This is a genomic window from Streptomyces kanamyceticus (genome assembly GCF_008704495.1).
Classification (GTDB): Bacteria; Actinomycetota; Actinomycetes; order Streptomycetales; family Streptomycetaceae; genus Streptomyces; species Streptomyces kanamyceticus.
Genome location: NZ_CP023699.1, coordinates 702,923 through 716,930, shown reverse-complemented (window position 1 = coordinate 716,930; position 14,008 = coordinate 702,923). Strand labels below are relative to the sequence as shown.

Annotated in this window: 13 protein-coding genes; 11 read left to right on the top strand and 2 right to left on the bottom strand. The window is 71.6% G+C overall.

Annotated elements, in window-relative coordinates; genetic code table 11:
- Positions 1 to 2 precede the first annotated feature (2 nt).
- The 9 genes from CP970_RS02840 to CP970_RS02800 all read left to right on the top strand — a co-directional run bounded on the left by CP970_RS02840 (position 3) and on the right by CP970_RS02800 (position 10,266).
- Positions 3 to 1,181 carry a cytochrome P450 gene (locus CP970_RS02840; RefSeq protein WP_055547942.1) on the top strand — a complete coding sequence of 393 codons (1,179 nt, stop codon included), beginning with the start codon at positions 3 to 5 and terminating at the stop codon, positions 1,179 to 1,181.
- Between the two features lie 8 nt (positions 1,182 to 1,189).
- Positions 1,190 to 2,386, top strand: a complete 1,197-nt coding sequence (locus tag CP970_RS02835; RefSeq protein WP_055547941.1) for a cytochrome P450 — start codon at positions 1,190 to 1,192, stop codon at positions 2,384 to 2,386.
- Positions 2,387 to 2,450: 64 nt separating this feature from the next.
- Positions 2,451 to 4,079, top strand: a complete 1,629-nt coding sequence (locus CP970_RS02830) for a tryptophan halogenase family protein (protein ID WP_224058186.1) — start codon at positions 2,451 to 2,453, stop codon at positions 4,077 to 4,079.
- A gap of 8 nt (positions 4,080 to 4,087) precedes the next feature.
- The gene (locus CP970_RS02825; protein WP_055547939.1) at positions 4,088 to 4,621 is read left to right on the top strand and encodes a flavin reductase family protein; all 534 of its coding nucleotides are present in this window, start codon (positions 4,088 to 4,090) and stop codon (positions 4,619 to 4,621) included.
- Between the two features lie 5 nt (positions 4,622 to 4,626).
- On the top strand, positions 4,627 to 6,006 hold the full coding sequence (locus tag CP970_RS02820; protein WP_224058184.1) for a cation:proton antiporter: 1,380 nt from the start codon (positions 4,627 to 4,629) through the stop codon (positions 6,004 to 6,006).
- Between the two features lie 177 nt (positions 6,007 to 6,183).
- Positions 6,184 to 6,747, top strand: a complete 564-nt coding sequence (locus CP970_RS02815) for a hypothetical protein (protein ID WP_150492913.1) — start codon at positions 6,184 to 6,186, stop codon at positions 6,745 to 6,747.
- Positions 6,744 to 8,270 (top strand): peptidoglycan-binding protein, encoded by a 1,527-nt coding sequence (locus CP970_RS02810; protein ID WP_224058182.1) that lies wholly within the window; start codon positions 6,744 to 6,746, stop codon positions 8,268 to 8,270. The genes CP970_RS02815 and CP970_RS02810 overlap by 4 nt, the downstream gene beginning before the upstream one ends.
- Positions 8,267 to 9,016, top strand: coding sequence for an ABC transporter ATP-binding protein (locus CP970_RS02805; protein ID WP_055553410.1), 750 nt, complete (start codon positions 8,267 to 8,269; stop codon positions 9,014 to 9,016). The genes CP970_RS02810 and CP970_RS02805 overlap by 4 nt, the downstream gene beginning before the upstream one ends.
- Entirely contained in the window at positions 9,013 to 10,266 is a 1,254-nt protein-coding gene (locus tag CP970_RS02800) for an ABC transporter permease (RefSeq protein WP_055553408.1), read from the top strand. The genes CP970_RS02805 and CP970_RS02800 overlap by 4 nt, the downstream gene beginning before the upstream one ends.
- 103 nt (positions 10,267 to 10,369) lie before the next feature.
- On the opposite strand, the gene CP970_RS02795 is transcribed toward CP970_RS02800, so the two are convergent.
- Positions 10,370 to 11,386 carry an LLM class flavin-dependent oxidoreductase gene (locus CP970_RS02795; protein WP_055553406.1) on the bottom strand — a complete coding sequence of 339 codons (1,017 nt, stop codon included), beginning with the start codon at positions 11,384 to 11,386 and terminating at the stop codon, positions 10,370 to 10,372.
- 112 nt (positions 11,387 to 11,498) lie between these two features.
- Between CP970_RS02795 and CP970_RS02790 the strand changes: the two genes are divergently transcribed.
- On the top strand, positions 11,499 to 11,984 hold the full coding sequence (locus CP970_RS02790) for a phosphatase domain-containing protein (RefSeq protein WP_055553412.1): 486 nt from the start codon (positions 11,499 to 11,501) through the stop codon (positions 11,982 to 11,984).
- A gap of 289 nt (positions 11,985 to 12,273) precedes the next feature.
- Here CP970_RS02790 and CP970_RS02785 read toward each other — a convergent pair whose 3' ends face one another.
- The gene (locus tag CP970_RS02785; RefSeq protein ID WP_055553404.1) at positions 12,274 to 12,483 is read right to left on the bottom strand and encodes a dodecin; all 210 of its coding nucleotides are present in this window, start codon (positions 12,481 to 12,483) and stop codon (positions 12,274 to 12,276) included.
- Between the two features lie 217 nt (positions 12,484 to 12,700).
- Here CP970_RS02785 and CP970_RS02780 point away from each other — a divergent pair, with 217 nt between their 5' ends.
- Positions 12,701 to 13,999: an extracellular solute-binding protein gene (locus tag CP970_RS02780; protein WP_079043878.1), complete on the top strand. Its 1,299-nt coding sequence runs from the start codon at positions 12,701 to 12,703 to the stop codon at positions 13,997 to 13,999.
- The last annotated feature ends 9 nt before the right edge of the window (positions 14,000 to 14,008 follow it).

Here is a 14,008-nt window from a genome sequence, read left to right as displayed (position 1 = left end):
CCATGCCCAAGCCGTCCCAGATACCGCTGCACGAACAACGCGACGGGATGGACCCCGTCCCCGAACTGGCCCTGATGAGCAGGGACACGCCGCTCGTCGAGTTCGACGTCCCCGGCACCTCGGAGCGCACCTGGCTCGCCGTCGGCAACGACGTGGTGCGGGCGGTCCTCGGCGACGCGGACCGCTTCAGCTCCCTGCCGCCCGCCGACACCGACACCGACTCCCGGCGGCTCGTCCAGCCCGGCAACCTGCTCCAGTACGACCCGCCCGACCACACCAGGCTCCGCAAGATGCAGACGCCGGAGTTCACCGGGCGGCGGATGCGCAGGCTGGAGCCGATGATCGAGGAGATCGTTGCGGACCACCTGGACGCCCTGGAAAGGGCTGGGCAGCCCGCCGACCTCATCCGGCACTTCGCCGCGCCCATCCCGAGCCTGGTCGGCTGTCTCCTCTTCGACATCCCCCGCGACGACCACGCCGAACTCGCCCGCAACCTCGACATCAGCCGCACGGACGTCCACTCCCGGGAGCGGCGGATGGCGGCGGGCAAGGCCTACATGGCGTACATGGGCAAGTTCATCAAACGAAAGCGCCGCCGCCCCGGCGACGACCTGATCAGCGCGCTGATCAAGGAGTACGGGACGGAGCTGACCGACGACGAACTGGCGGGCACCGTCGCCACCCTCCTGGCGCCCTCCGTCCTGAACGTCGGCGGCACCCTCGGCCTCTCGATCCTCGCGCTCCTTCGCCACCCCGACCAGCTCGCCCGGTTCCGGGAGCGTCCCGAGCTGACCGAGAACGCGGTGGAGGAGCTGACCCGGTACACCTCGGTCACCGCCGCGTCGCCGCGCACCGCCCTGGAGGACGTGACCCTCGCCGGACAACTGATCAAGGCCGGTGACGTCGTGATCTGTTCGCTGTTCGCCGCCAACCGCGCCCGGTGCCCGGGAGCGCCGACGGACGACCTCGACCTCACGCGCGAGGACACCAGTCATGTCGCCTACGGGCACGGCATCCACCACTGCCTCGGTGCGCCGCTCGCCAGGCTGACGCTGCGGATCGCGCTGCCCGCGCTCCTGCACCGCTTCCCCGCACTGCGCCTCGCCGTGCCCCCGGAGGAACTCCGTTACAAGGCGCCGACCGGCATCTACGGCGTCGAGACACTGCCCGTGGCCTGGTAGGGGACGACATGGCACAGGAGCGCGGGACGATCCCGCTGTACACCCGCCGCACGGGTCTCGATCCGGCCGACGAGTTGCGCCGAGCCACCGAAGGCCAGCCCGTCAGCATGCTCGGCGAGGTACCCGAAGGCGGCACCGCCTGGCTGGTGACGGGCTATCACGAGGTGCGCCAGGTCCTCGGCGACCACGTCCGCTTCTCCACCCGCCGCCGCGTCGGCTCGCGGGCCCAGGACGCCGACGGCTACCGGCCCGACGAGGCCATCGGGCAGCTCATGGACTACGACCCGCCCGACCACACCCGGCTGCGGAAGATGCTCACCCCGGAGTTCACCCACCGGCGCATCCGCAGGCTCGAACCGCGCGTCGAGGCCCTGGTCGCCGAGCGCCTCGACCTCATCGAGCGCGCGGGGCCACCGGCCGACCTGGTGGCGGAGTTCGCCTCGCCGATCGCGGGCGCCGTCCTGTGCGAACTGATCGGGGTGCCCCGCGACGACCGCACCGACTTCCTGCGCCGCTGCCACACGCACCTCGCCGCGGGACAGGGCAGGCAGCGGCGGGCGGCCGCGGGCAGCGCGTTCACCCGCTACCTCGAAGCCCTCGTGGCACACCAGCGCGCCGACCCCGACGAGGGCTTCATCGGCATGCTCGTGCGCGACCACGGCGAGGAGTTCACCGACAAGGAACTGCGCGGCGTCTGCGTCCTGTTGATGCTCGCGGGGCTCGACAACATCTCGGGCATGATCGGCCTCGGCACGCTGGCCCTGCTCACGAACCCCGGGCAGCTCGCGGCCCTGCGCCGCGACCCGGGGGAACTGGACCGGGCGGTCGACGAACTGCTCCGCTATCTGTCCGTGCCACACGCGCCCACGCCCCGTACCGCCCTGGAGGACGTCACCGTCGCGGGCCGGCACATCGCGGCGGGGGACACCGTCGTCTGCTCGATCCCGATGGCCAACCGCGACCCGGCGCTCACCGCGCTGCCCGACCGCCTCGACCTCACGCGCGAGCCGGTCGCCCACGTCGCCTTCGGCCACGGCATCCACCACTGCCTGGGCGCCGCCCTCGCCAGGCAGGAACTGCGGATCGCCTTCGCGGCGCTGCTGCGCCGCTTCCCGGCGCTGCGCATCGCGGAACCCGCGCGGGACGTGGCGTTCCGGGTCAGGTCCACCGCGTACGGCGTGGAAAGCCTGCCGGTGGCCTGGTGAGACAAGAGGGCGCGCACCACCGAGGAGATCACGTGCTCAACAGGGAGACAGGGGTGGGGACATCATGAACGGACCGGCGACCAACAGCACAACGGGATACGACCCGGCGTCGAACGGCACGTCTTCGAACGGGACGGCCTCCGCCGTGCGCGACGTCGTCATCGTCGGCGGCGGCACGGCGGGCTGGATGACCGCCGCGTATCTGACGGCGGCCTTCGGCAACCGCGTCAAGATCACACTCGTGGAGTCGGCCGACGTCGGGACCATCGGCGTCGGCGAGGCCACGTTCAGCGACATCAGGCACTTCTTCGAGTTCCTCGGCCTCGCCGAACGGGACTGGATGCCCGCCTGCAACGCCACGTACAAACTCGCGGTCCGCTTCGAGAACTGGCGCGAGCCGGGCCACCACTTCTACCACCCCTTCGAACAGCTGAAGTCGGTCAAGGGCTTCCCGCTGACCGACTGGTGGCTGCGCTACCCCACCAGCAAGCGGTTCGACACGGACTGCTTCGTGATGGCCTCGCTGATCGACGCCAACCGCAACCCGCGCTACCTCGACAACCGGCTCCTGGAGCAGGAGTTCGTCGAATCCGACGACCTGCCGAACACGATCGCCGAGTACCAGGGGGCCCAATTCCCCTACGCCTACCACTTCGAGGCGCACCTGCTCGCCAAGTACCTGACGAAGTACGCCACGGACCGCGGCGTGCGGCACGTGGTCGACAACGTGGTGGACGTCGGCCGCGACGAGCGCGGCTGGCTGTCGCACGTGGACACCGCCGAACACGGCCGCCTCGCCGGGGACCTCTTCGTCGACTGCACGGGATTTCGCGGGCTGCTCCTCAACAAGGCGCTCGAAGAGCCCTTCGTGTCCTACCAGGACACCCTGCCCAACGACAGCGCGGTCGCCCTCCAGGTCCCCATGGACATGGACAAGGACCCGCTGCGGCCGTGCACCACGGCCACCGCGCAGGACGCGGGCTGGATCTGGACCATCCCGCTGATCAGCCGCATCGGCACCGGCTACGTCTACTCCGGCGACTACATCGACCCCGAGGAGGCCGAGCGCACCCTGCGCGAGTTCGTCGGACCCGCCGCGGCCGACGTGCCCGCCAACCACATCAAGATGCGCATCGGCCGCAGCCGCCGCTCCTGGGTCAACAACTGCGTGGCCATCGGCCTGTCCAGCGGCTTCGTCGAGCCGCTGGAGTCCACCGGGATCTTCTTCATCCACTACGCGATCGAGCAGCTGGTCAAGTACTACCCGGCGGCCGACTGGGAACGGTCGCTGCGCGAGCAGTACAACAGCGCGCTGATGAACGTCATGGACGGCGTACGGGAGTTCCTCGTCCTGCACTACCGGGGAGCCAAGCGCGCCGACAACCAGTACTGGCGCGACACCAAGATCCGCACCGTGCCGGACTCGCTGGCCGAACGCCTGGAGCAGTGGGAGAGCAAGGTCCCCGACGCGGGCACCGTCTACCCGCGCTACCACGGCCTGCCGCCCTACTCGTACAACTGCGTCCTGCTCGGCACCGGCGGCATCGACGTGAGGCCCTCGCCCGCGCTCGACCTGATCGACGAGAAGGACGCGCTCGCCGAGTTCCAGGCGGTGCGGGACAAGGCACGCCACTTGGTGCGGACGCTGCCCACGCAGAACGAGTACTTCCGCCGGATGCGCGAGGGGGTGTGACCAGAGGGATGGACGCCGAATTCCGCGAGATGATGGCGTCGTTCCCCACCGGAGTCTCGGTGGTGACGGCCAGGGACGGCGGCTCCGCGCCCTGGGGCATGACGTGCTCGTCGCTGTGCAGCCTCAGCGTGGACCCGCCGACGCTCCTGACGTGTCTGCGCACGGAGAGCCCCACGCTGCGCGCGGTGCTCGCCAGCGGGGCGTTCGCGGTGAACCTGCTGCACGGCGAGGCCGACTGGGTCGCCGCGCTGTTCGCGTCGGGCGCGCCCGACCGCTTCGACAAGGTCGCCTGGCGGCCCGCCGGGCACACCCGCAGCCCCGCGCTGATCGAGGCCGCGCACGCCGTCGCCGAGTGCACCGTCGCGCGCACCCACCCCTCGGGCGACCACGTGATCGTCGTGGGGAGGGTGCGCGCCGTCGAGCGCTTCGGCCGCTTCGAGCGCGAGAGCGCCCTGCTCTACGGCTTCCGCAGATACGGCGAATGGTCGCCGGGAGTCCCGGCGGCCGCCGGTGACTTCCGGGTCAGGGAACGGGAGGGGTGAGGCCGGTGGGGATCCCCGGAGTGTGGACGGGCGCCACGGCGACGACGGATCACGTGTTCGCGGCCGCCCCCGTCGCGCCGATCGCGGCGCACCCGCTCCTTGTCTTCCTGCTCCAGGTCGGCCTCCTGCTGCTGCTCGCCATCCTCCTGGGCAGACTGGCCATCCGCTGCGGACTCCCCGCGATCGTCGGCGAGCTGGGCGCCGGGGTGCTGCTCGGCCCCTCGCTCTTCGGCTGGCTCGCGCCGGGCGTCACCGCCTGGCTGCTGCCCGCGGACCCGGCCCAGGTCCATCTCCTGGACGCCGTCGGGCAGCTCGCGGTGCTGCTCCTCGTCGGGCTCACCGGGATCGAGATGGACCTGCGGATGATCCGCCGCAGGGGGGCCACCGCGGCGCGCGTCAGCCTCGCCGGGCTCCTGGTGCCGCTGGCGCTCGGCATCGGCCTCGGTCACCCGCTGGCCCGGATGCTCGGGATCGACGCCGCCGACCGGCAGATGTTCGCGCTCTTCCTGGGCGTGGCGATGTGCGTGAGCGCCATTCCGGTCATCGCCAAGACGCTGATGGACATGAACCTCATGCACCGCGACGTCGGCCAGCTGACCCTCGCCGCGGGCATGATCGACGACACCTTCGGCTGGTTCATGCTCTCCGTCGTCTCGGCGATGACCGTGGGCGGGCTGAGCGCGGGGGTGTTCGGGCACGCCATCGGCTCCCTGCTGCTCGTCCTGGTCCTCGCGGTGCTGCTCGGCCGCCCGCTCGTGCGGCGCGCCCTGCGGCTCTGCAAGGGCTCGGAGGAGCGGACGGTCTCCGCGGCCGCGGCGATGATCGTCCTCGCGGCGGCGGGCACCCAGGCCCTCGGCCTCGAAGCGGTGTTCGGCGCGTACCTCTGTGGGATGCTCATCGGCTCCAGCGGGGAGTTCGACCGCTCCCGTACGGCGTCGCTGCGCATGGTCGTCCTCGCGGTCCTCGCCCCCGTCTTCTTCGCCACGGCGGGGCTGCGGATCGACCTGCGGGCCCTTGCGGAGCCCGTGGTGCTCGGGGCCGCCCTGATCGTGCTCGCGATCGCGATCGCCGGGAAGTTCGCGGGCGCCTACATCGGCGCGCGGCTGAGCAGGCTGAGCCGCTGGGAGGCGCTCGCGCTCGGCGCGGGGATGAACGCCAGGGGCGTCATCGAGGTGATCGTGGCCATGGTCGGGCTGCGGCTCGGCATCCTCGACACCAGGACGTACACGATCGTCGTCCTGGTCGCGGTGGTCACCTCCGTGATGGCCCCGCCGCTCCTGAAGGCCGCCATGAAGCGCATCGACTGCACGCGCGAGGAGGAGCTGCGGCTCATCGAGTGGCGCGGGACGAAGGCGCGGGGGAGCCCGGAGCGGGCCGGGCGCTGAGGGGGCGGGATCCGGCGCCGGAGCGCCGGATCCCGCAGGGAAGCGGAACTGCCGCGCTGCCGTCGGCACGCGGCAGTTCGGCCTGCCCCGGGCCGGAAGGCAACCCCGTCAGAGCACTGTGTGGACGCCCGCTTCTGTGCCCGCCGTGTGACCGCCCGCTGCGTAGAACTTGGGCTCATGTTCCTCACACACAAGCGAGCCGTCGCACAGTCGCTCCTGGCGGTATCGGCTCTTTTCGCAGGATCCCTGCTGACGGCGTGCTCGGGCGATTCATCGGCCGCGTCGTCCAGCAAGAGCTCGGCTCCGGCCGACCGCGCACTGGCGTACTCCGAGTGCATGCGGGCCAACGGAGTCCCCAAGTTCCCGGACCCGCAGCCCAACGGCGGCGGCCTCCGGCTCAGCCCGGACGACGGCGTCGACCCGAACTCCAAGGCGTTCAAGGACGCGGCCAAGGCCTGCCAGGACAAGGCCCCGCAGGGCCAGGGCCCGGGCGGCGGCGGTGGCGGGGGCGGCGGTGGCACCCTCGACTCGGCCAAGGTCGCGGCCTGGGCCAAGTGCATCCGTTCGAACGGGGTGCCGAAGTTCCCGGACCCGGAGGTCAACGGCTCCAGCATGGTCATCGACATCATGGGCGCGGGCGTCGACCCCGGTGACCCGAAGTTCCGCGAGGCCATGCAGAAGTGCCAGAGCAAGTACCCCGGCGGCGCGGTGCAGTTCGGTGGCGGAGGAGGCCCCCAGTGACGAATCCGGACGAGACCGAGCCCCTGCCGGGCCGCGGTGACTCCGCGGGCGCCGTCGAACGGCACGGCTCCGGCGAGCTGGCGAGCGGGCGGACCGGCGTGCTCACCACGTCGGGCAACGGCGAACGGCCCGAAGGGGCGCTCGCGAAGCGCTCCGAAGGCAGCGTCGCGGAACGCCGGGACGGATCCGCCGCCGAACACCGGGACGGGACCGCCGCCGTCGAACGCTCCGAAGGGGCCGTGCCCGAGCTCGCCGCGGGCGGTGCCGGAGACGACGGGGAAAGCGGCGAAGAGGCGTCCGGCGGCGGCCGCAGGCGCCGCCCGCTGCGCACCTCGCTGATCGTGCTGGCCGCGATAGCCGTGGCCGCGGCGGCCGGTATCGCCGCCACCGGATCGCTCGGCGGCGACAGCGGCGGCTCGTCGAACGCCGCGCCCTCCGGGCCGCCCGCCACGGCCAAGGTGCAGCGGACCACGCTGACCGACTCCGAGACCGTGGACGGCAACCTCGGCTTCGGCGACGCCTCGACCGTGCAGGCCCCCGCCGCGGCGTCCGGCGACACGGGCGCGGGCCAGAGCGGCCAGAGCGGCCAGAGCGGGCAGAACGGGCAGAGCGGGCAGGGCGGCGCGTCCGGCGCCGGCACGAGCACGGGCACGATCACCTGGCTGCCGGAGGCGGGCAAGGTCATCCGGCGCGGCGACCCCGTCTACCGTGTCGACCAGCAACAAGTCCCACTGCTCTACGGCTCGTTCCCGCTCTACCGCACCCTGGCGGACGGCACCAAGGGCGCCGACGTCAAGATGCTGGAGAAGAACCTCCGCGCCCTCGGCTACACCGGCTTCACGGTCGACGACACCTACACCTCCGACACGGCCGCCGCCGTCAAGCAGTGGCAGGACGACCTGAACCGCACGGAGACCGGCACGGTCAAGCCCGGGGACGCCCTGGTGGCCGACGGCGCCCGGCGCGTCGCCGACATCAAGACCTCCACCGGCGCCGCCCTCAGTGGCAACCTGCTCACCTGGACCGGCACCTCACGGATCGTCAGCGTCGACCTGGACGTGCAGTTCGAGGACCTGGTGCAGAAGGGCACCAAGGCGACCGTGAAGCTGCCGGACAACTCCACCGTCGAGGCCGAGGTGACCGACATCGGAACGCCCACCACCGCGCAGGGCAGCTCCGGTGACTCCGGAAGTTCCGGCAGCAGCGGCGACAACAACAGCAGCAACAGCAACAACAACCAGGTCACCCTGCCCGTCGAGCTGACGGTGAAGGACCAGAAGGGCCTCGGCCGCTACCAGGCGGCCGCCGTCAACGTCACGCTCAAGGCCGAGTCCCACAAGGACGTCCTCGTGGTCCCCGTCAACGCCCTGGTCGCCAAGCGCGGCGGCGGCTACGCCGTGGAGGTCGTCACGGCGGACGGCACGAAGCTCGTCCCGGTCAAGCTCGGCATGTTCGCCGACAGCAAGGTCGAGGTGTCGGGCACCGGCATCAAGGAAGGCAGCGTCGTGGGGGTTCCCAAGTGACCTCGCAGACACCGGGAACACCCGCCGACCGGCCGGTCGTCGAGCTGGCGGGAGTCTCCAAGACGTACGGCGACGTGGCCGCGCTGCGCGGCGCGGACCTGGTCATCCGGCGCGGTGAACTCCTCGCCATCGTCGGCCCTTCGGGGTCGGGCAAGTCCACGATGCTCAACATCATGGGCACCCTGGACCGCCCGTCGGCGGGCATGGTGCGCGTCGACGGGCACGACGTCGCCGACCTGAGCGACCGCGAACTGTCCGCGCTGCGGGCAGGCACCATCGGCTTCGTCTTCCAGCAGTTCCATCTGGCGTTCGGCGTACCGGCGTTGGACAGCGTCGCGGACGGGCTGCTCTACAGCGGCCGATCGCGCGGCGAACGGCGGCGCCTCGCCGAGCGGGCGCTGCGCAGGGTGGGCCTCGGACACCGGCTCTACCACGAGCCGCACCAGCTCTCCGGCGGCGAGAAGCAGCGGGTGGCCATCGCCCGCGCGGTCCTCGGCGACCCGCCGCTGCTGCTCGCCGACGAACCGACGGGCGCGCTCGACTCGCGGTCGGGCGCCGTCGTCATCGAGCTCCTGCACGAACTGCACGAGGCGGGTACGACCGTGGTGGTCATCACCCACGACCGGGACATCGCCGCGACCCTGCCCCGCGAGGTGCGGGTCAAGGACGGCCGGATCGAGCACGACTCCGGAGAGGCGGCCGCGGGGCACTCCACGGCTCTGGTCCCCGAGGGGGCGCTGCGATGAGCACGGTGAACGCGACCAAGGAGCTGGAGCCCGCGGCGGATCCGACGCCACCGCCCCGGCGGCCGAAGCCCGCCCGGATGAGCCCGGCCGACGTGCTGCGGGTCGGCGGTTCCGGGCTGCGCTCGCGCCCCATGCGGGTGTTCCTCTCCGCACTCGGCATCGCGATCGGCATCGCCGCCATGGTCGGCGTGGTCGGCATCTCCACCTCCTCCTCGGAGGACCTCAGCCGACGGCTCGCGTCGCTCGGCACCAACCTGCTCACCGTGACCCCGGGCACCTCGTTCAACGGCGACGGCGCCCATCTGCCCGCCGAATCGGTGCAGATGATCGGCAACGTCGACCACGTCGAATCGGTCTCCGCCATCGGCAGGACGGACGCGAAGGTCTACCGCAACAACTACACGCCCAAGCAGGAGACCGGCGGGCTCACGGTGGCCGCCGCCCGCACCGACCTGCCCAAGTCGGTCGGCGCTTCGATCGTCGACGGCCGCTGGCTGAACGCCGCCAACAGCCGCTATCCGGCCGTGGTGCTCGGCCCCAAGGCCGCCGAACAGCTTGGCGTGCACCGGGCGGGCGCCGACGTCAAGGTGTGGCTCGACGGGCAGTGGTTCACCGTCGTCGGACTGCTCGCCCCCAACGAGCTGATCCCCGCACTCGACTCCACCGCCCTGGTCGGCTGGTCCGTCGCCGAGAACGACCTGGGCTTCGACGGCTACCCGACCACGATCTACACCCGCGCCGAGGAGTCCTCCGTCGGCGACGTGCAGTCCGTGCTCGGCGCCACCGCCAACCCCGAGACGCCCAGCGAGGTCGAGGTCTCCAGGCCCTCGGACGCGCTGGCCGCCAAGCAGGCCACCGACGACACCCTCAGCGGACTGCTGCTCGGGCTCGGCGGAGTGGCCCTGCTCGTGGGCGGCGTCGGCGTCGCCAACACGATGGTGATCTCCGTACTCGAACGCCGCTCGGAGATCGGCCTGCGCCGCTCGCTCGGCGCCACCCGGGGCCAGATACGCACCCAGTTCCTGGCCGAGGCGCTGCTCCTCTCAGCCCTCGGCGGACTCGGCGGCGTCTTCCTCGGCATCGGCGTCACCGGCGGCTACGCCGCGTACCAGGGCTGGCCGTCCGTCGTGCCGGTCTGGGCGATGGCGGGCGGCGTCGGGGCCACCCTGGTCATCGGCGGCCTCGCGGGCTTCTACCCGGCCGTACGGGCGGCCAGGCTGCCCCCGACCGAGGCGCTCGCCACCACCTGAGACCGCGGTGCTCCTGCTGGATCCGTCCCCCGAGCCCAGGGGAGCGCCGCGCCCGTCCGCGCCACCGGCAGGGCCGATCCCTGCGGGTGGCGCGGACGGGACCTCATGGGGTCCCGGCGGGCGTCAGACCGGCCACGCGGGCAAGGCGCCGGAAGGAGTCCAGGAGGCCCGCACGGTCGTACGTACTGGTCGTCACGAGCACCTCCTGAGCGCCGCTCTCCTTGATCACCGTCCCGAGTTCGTCGGCGACCTGCTCCTCCGTGCCGTACACATGGCCGCGCAGCCCCGACTCGTAGAAGCCGCGCTCCTTCTCCGTCATGGCCAGCTCGGCGACCCGCTCGGCGGGCGGCAGCGGCGGGAACGTACCGTGCGTGCGGGAGTACGCCATCGACCAGGCCTCGGGCACCAGGAGGCGACGGGCCGCTTCCTCGGTCTCCGCGACGGCGACGGTCCCCGAGATCACCACGTACGGCTCCGTGGACCACGACGAGGGCCGGAAGGACGCGCGGTACTCGTCGATGCCGCGCAGCATCTTCTCGCGGCCCCTGAGGTCCCCGATGACCAGCGGAAGCCCCGCCTCCGCGGCGATGCGGGCGCCCTCGCCGATGGCCAGCACGAACGGCGGGACGGTGAGCCCCTCGGCGGGCCTGGCCCGCACCCCGGTCTCCGACGTGCCGCGGAACCAGCCGAGCAGCTCGGTCAGCCGCGCCGCGAAGTCGTCCGCGTCGTGCTTGTCCCTGCCCAGCGCCTTGCGCACCCCGTCCGTGAAGCCGACGGACCGCCCGAGACCCATGTCGATCCGGCCGGGGAAGAGCGATTCGAGGACCCCGAACTGCTCGGCGACCACGAGCGACTGGTGATTGGGCAGCATCACGCCGCCGGTGCCCACCCGGATGGTGCTGGTGGCCCCCGCGACGGCCGCCGCGAGGACGGTGGGCGCGGAGCCCGCGACGCCGGGCACCCCGTGGTGCTCCGAGACCCAGAACCTGTCGTATCCGAGCGCCTCGACCTCCTGGGCGAGCCGCACGGTGTCGCGCAGCGCCGATGGCCCTTCGTGCCCCTGGCGGGTGCGCGAACGGTCGAGGACGGAGAAGCGGGTTCCCGCGATCACTGAGCTCACGCTGGTGTCAACGCGTGGGCGGCGCCCGCATTCCCCACCCCGCGTTGCCTACGCTGACGAGGTGACTCAGAACAACAACAGACGACCGACACCCGTGGCACCCGTGGCACCCCTGGCACCCCTGGCACCCCTGGCCGTGTTCGACCTCGACGGAACGCTCGCGGATACCGCGCACCGCCAGCGCTTCCTGGAGCGCACGCCGCGCGACTGGAACGCGTTCTTCGCGGCGGCTCCCCAGGACCCGCCCCTGGCGCGGGGCGTCGAGCTCGCCCTGCGGAGCGCGGCGGAGTACGAGGTCGTCTACCTGACGGGCCGCCCCGAACGCTGCCGCACCGACACCGAGGAGTGGCTGACCCGCCAGGGCCTGCCGAAGGGCCGCATCTGGATGCGCCGCAACGACGACCGCCGCCCGGCCCGCCGCACCAAACTGGAAACCCTCCGCGACCTCGCCCGCAAGCGAGAGATCCACATGCTGGTGGACGACGACGAACTGGTCTGCGCCGAGGCGGAGCGCGCGGGCTTCAGGGTCGTAAGAGCCGACTGGGCAACCACATCGGAAACCCTGAAGAAGGCCCAGGAACAGGAGGGCAGAACCTGAGGACAGCCTTCAGGGGCGCGGCGAAGGGCCGCTTTTGGGGGCGCGGGGAACTGCGCGAGCAACCACGACGGTCCCGCGGTGAGGGGACGCTTTTGGGGGCGCGGAGAACGGCGCGAGCAACCACGACGCGCCCGCGGTGAGGGGACGCTTTTAGGGGGCGCGGGGAACTGCGCGAGAACCACGACGCACCCGCGGTGAACGATCGTCTTCAGGGGCGCGGGGAACTGCGCGAACCCCCGACGCACCCGCGCCGAACGACGACACCCGCCCCGGCCCCCGCACGCACCACCTATTCCTCCAAGCGGAACCCAACCTTCAGCCCCACCTGATAGTGCTGAATCTCCCCGTCCTCAATATGCCCCCGCACCTGCGTGACCTCGAACCAGTCCAGCGACCGAAGGTTCTGCGAGGCCCGCGCGATCCCATTGCGGATGGCCTGGTCGACCCCCTCCTGCGAGGTGCCGACGATCTCGGTGACGCGATACGTGTGATCCGACATGAGGAGATGCCTCCCGGCCGTGAGTTGACGTCGGAGTGACGTCGGAGTGACGCCAAGGAATGCCGCCACTCCACCGTGCCCCAGTCCGCGCGGACACGCGAGATGGCACACACCCCTTGACCGACTCATTGGTACAGACCAAAATCCAGCCATACCCGTTCGAGTTTCGTGCTCACCCCCCGCGTCGGGCCCGCCCTTCCCTGTCCGCAGGCAGAAAGTGACCCACGTGAAGCCCCGCCGCCGCCCCAGCACGCCCCGCGTCCACGTCCGCGCGCTCGTCCTCGTCGTCGCCTCCTCGACCCTGCTCGCCGGATGCGGGCTGCTGCCGGGGAAGGACGGGCGCAGGACCGTCACCCTCTGGCTGATGAAGGGCAGCGCGTCACCGGAATTCGTCGATCGGTTCACCGAGGATTTCGAGAAGCAGCACGACGACATCGACCTGGACGTACGCGTCCAGGAATGGACCGGCATCGGCGCCAAGGTGAAGAAGGCGCTCAAGGACGACAGCGGTGATGGACCCGATGTCATCGAGGTCGGCAACACCCAGGTCGCGCAGTACGTCGACGAGGGCGGCCTGTACGACCTCACGCTGGAGTCCGCGCGCGACCTCGGCATGGACGACTGGCTGCCGGGCCTCGCCGAGCCGGGACGCTTCGACAACGCGCAGTACGGCATCCCCTGGTACGCCGCGAACCGCGTCGTGATCTACCACAAGGACCTGTTCGCCGAGGCGGGCATCAAGAGCCCGCCGCGCACGCGCGCGCAGTGGCTCGCGGACACCGAGAAGCTCAACACCGGCGGCAGCCAGGGCATCTACCTCGCGGGCCAGGACTGGTACACCCTCTCCGGGTTCATCTGGGACGAGGGCGGCGACCTCGCCAAGGAGACCCGCGGGTCCTGGAAGGGCACGCTCCACGCGCCCGCCGCGCTGCGCGGCATGGAGTTCTACCGGCAGTTGCAGGCGCTCGGGCAGGGGCCGCGCGACGCCGACGAGGAACATCCGGCGCAGTCCGGGGTGTTCGCGAAGGGCGGCGTCGCGCAGATCATCGCCGTGCCGGGCGCGGCGCGGGCCATCGAGGAGAAGAACCCCGAGCTGAAGGGCAAGCTGGGCTACTTCCCCATCCCCGGCAAGACGGCGGGCAAGCCGGGCGCGGTCTTCACCGGTGGCTCCGACCTCGTCGTGCCCGAGCGCGGCGACGACCACAAGGGAGCCGTCAAGGTCATCGAGGCCCTGGCGGGCAAGAAGTGGCAGACCGATCTGGCCCGGACCATGAACTACGTACCGAACAAGGCGAAGCTGGCCCCCGCGGTCGCGGGCGACGAGGGCAGCGCCGCGATGGCGGTCGGTGCGGCGAACGGCCGCGCGACCCCCAATTCGCCCCGCTGGGCCGGGGTCGAGGCGAAGAACCCCATCAAGGGCTATATGACCAAGGTCCTGAACGGCGGCGACCCGGCGACCGAGGCGCGCAGGGCGTCGGGCCGGATCACCGACGTCCTGGACGTGGCGGGTCCGTGAGCTGAGCCG

Excerpts from the sequence above, each read along its gene's own strand:
- CP970_RS02840 (WP_055547942.1), top strand. The coding sequence starts at position 3 with ATGCCCAAGCCGTCCCAGATACCGCTGCACGAACAACGCGACGGGATG.
- CP970_RS02835 (WP_055547941.1), top strand. The coding sequence starts at position 1,190 with ATGGCACAGGAGCGCGGGACGATCCCGCTGTACACCCGCCGCACGGGT.
- CP970_RS02830 (WP_224058186.1), top strand. The coding sequence starts at position 2,451 with ATGAACGGACCGGCGACCAACAGCACAACGGGATACGACCCGGCGTCG.
- CP970_RS02825 (WP_055547939.1), top strand. The coding sequence starts at position 4,088 with ATGGACGCCGAATTCCGCGAGATGATGGCGTCGTTCCCCACCGGAGTC.
- CP970_RS02815 (WP_150492913.1), top strand. The coding sequence starts at position 6,184 with ATGTTCCTCACACACAAGCGAGCCGTCGCACAGTCGCTCCTGGCGGTA.
- CP970_RS02800 (WP_055553408.1), top strand. The coding sequence starts at position 9,013 with ATGAGCACGGTGAACGCGACCAAGGAGCTGGAGCCCGCGGCGGATCCG.
- CP970_RS02785 (WP_055553404.1), bottom strand. The coding sequence starts at position 12,483 with ATGTCGGATCACACGTATCGCGTCACCGAGATCGTCGGCACCTCGCAG.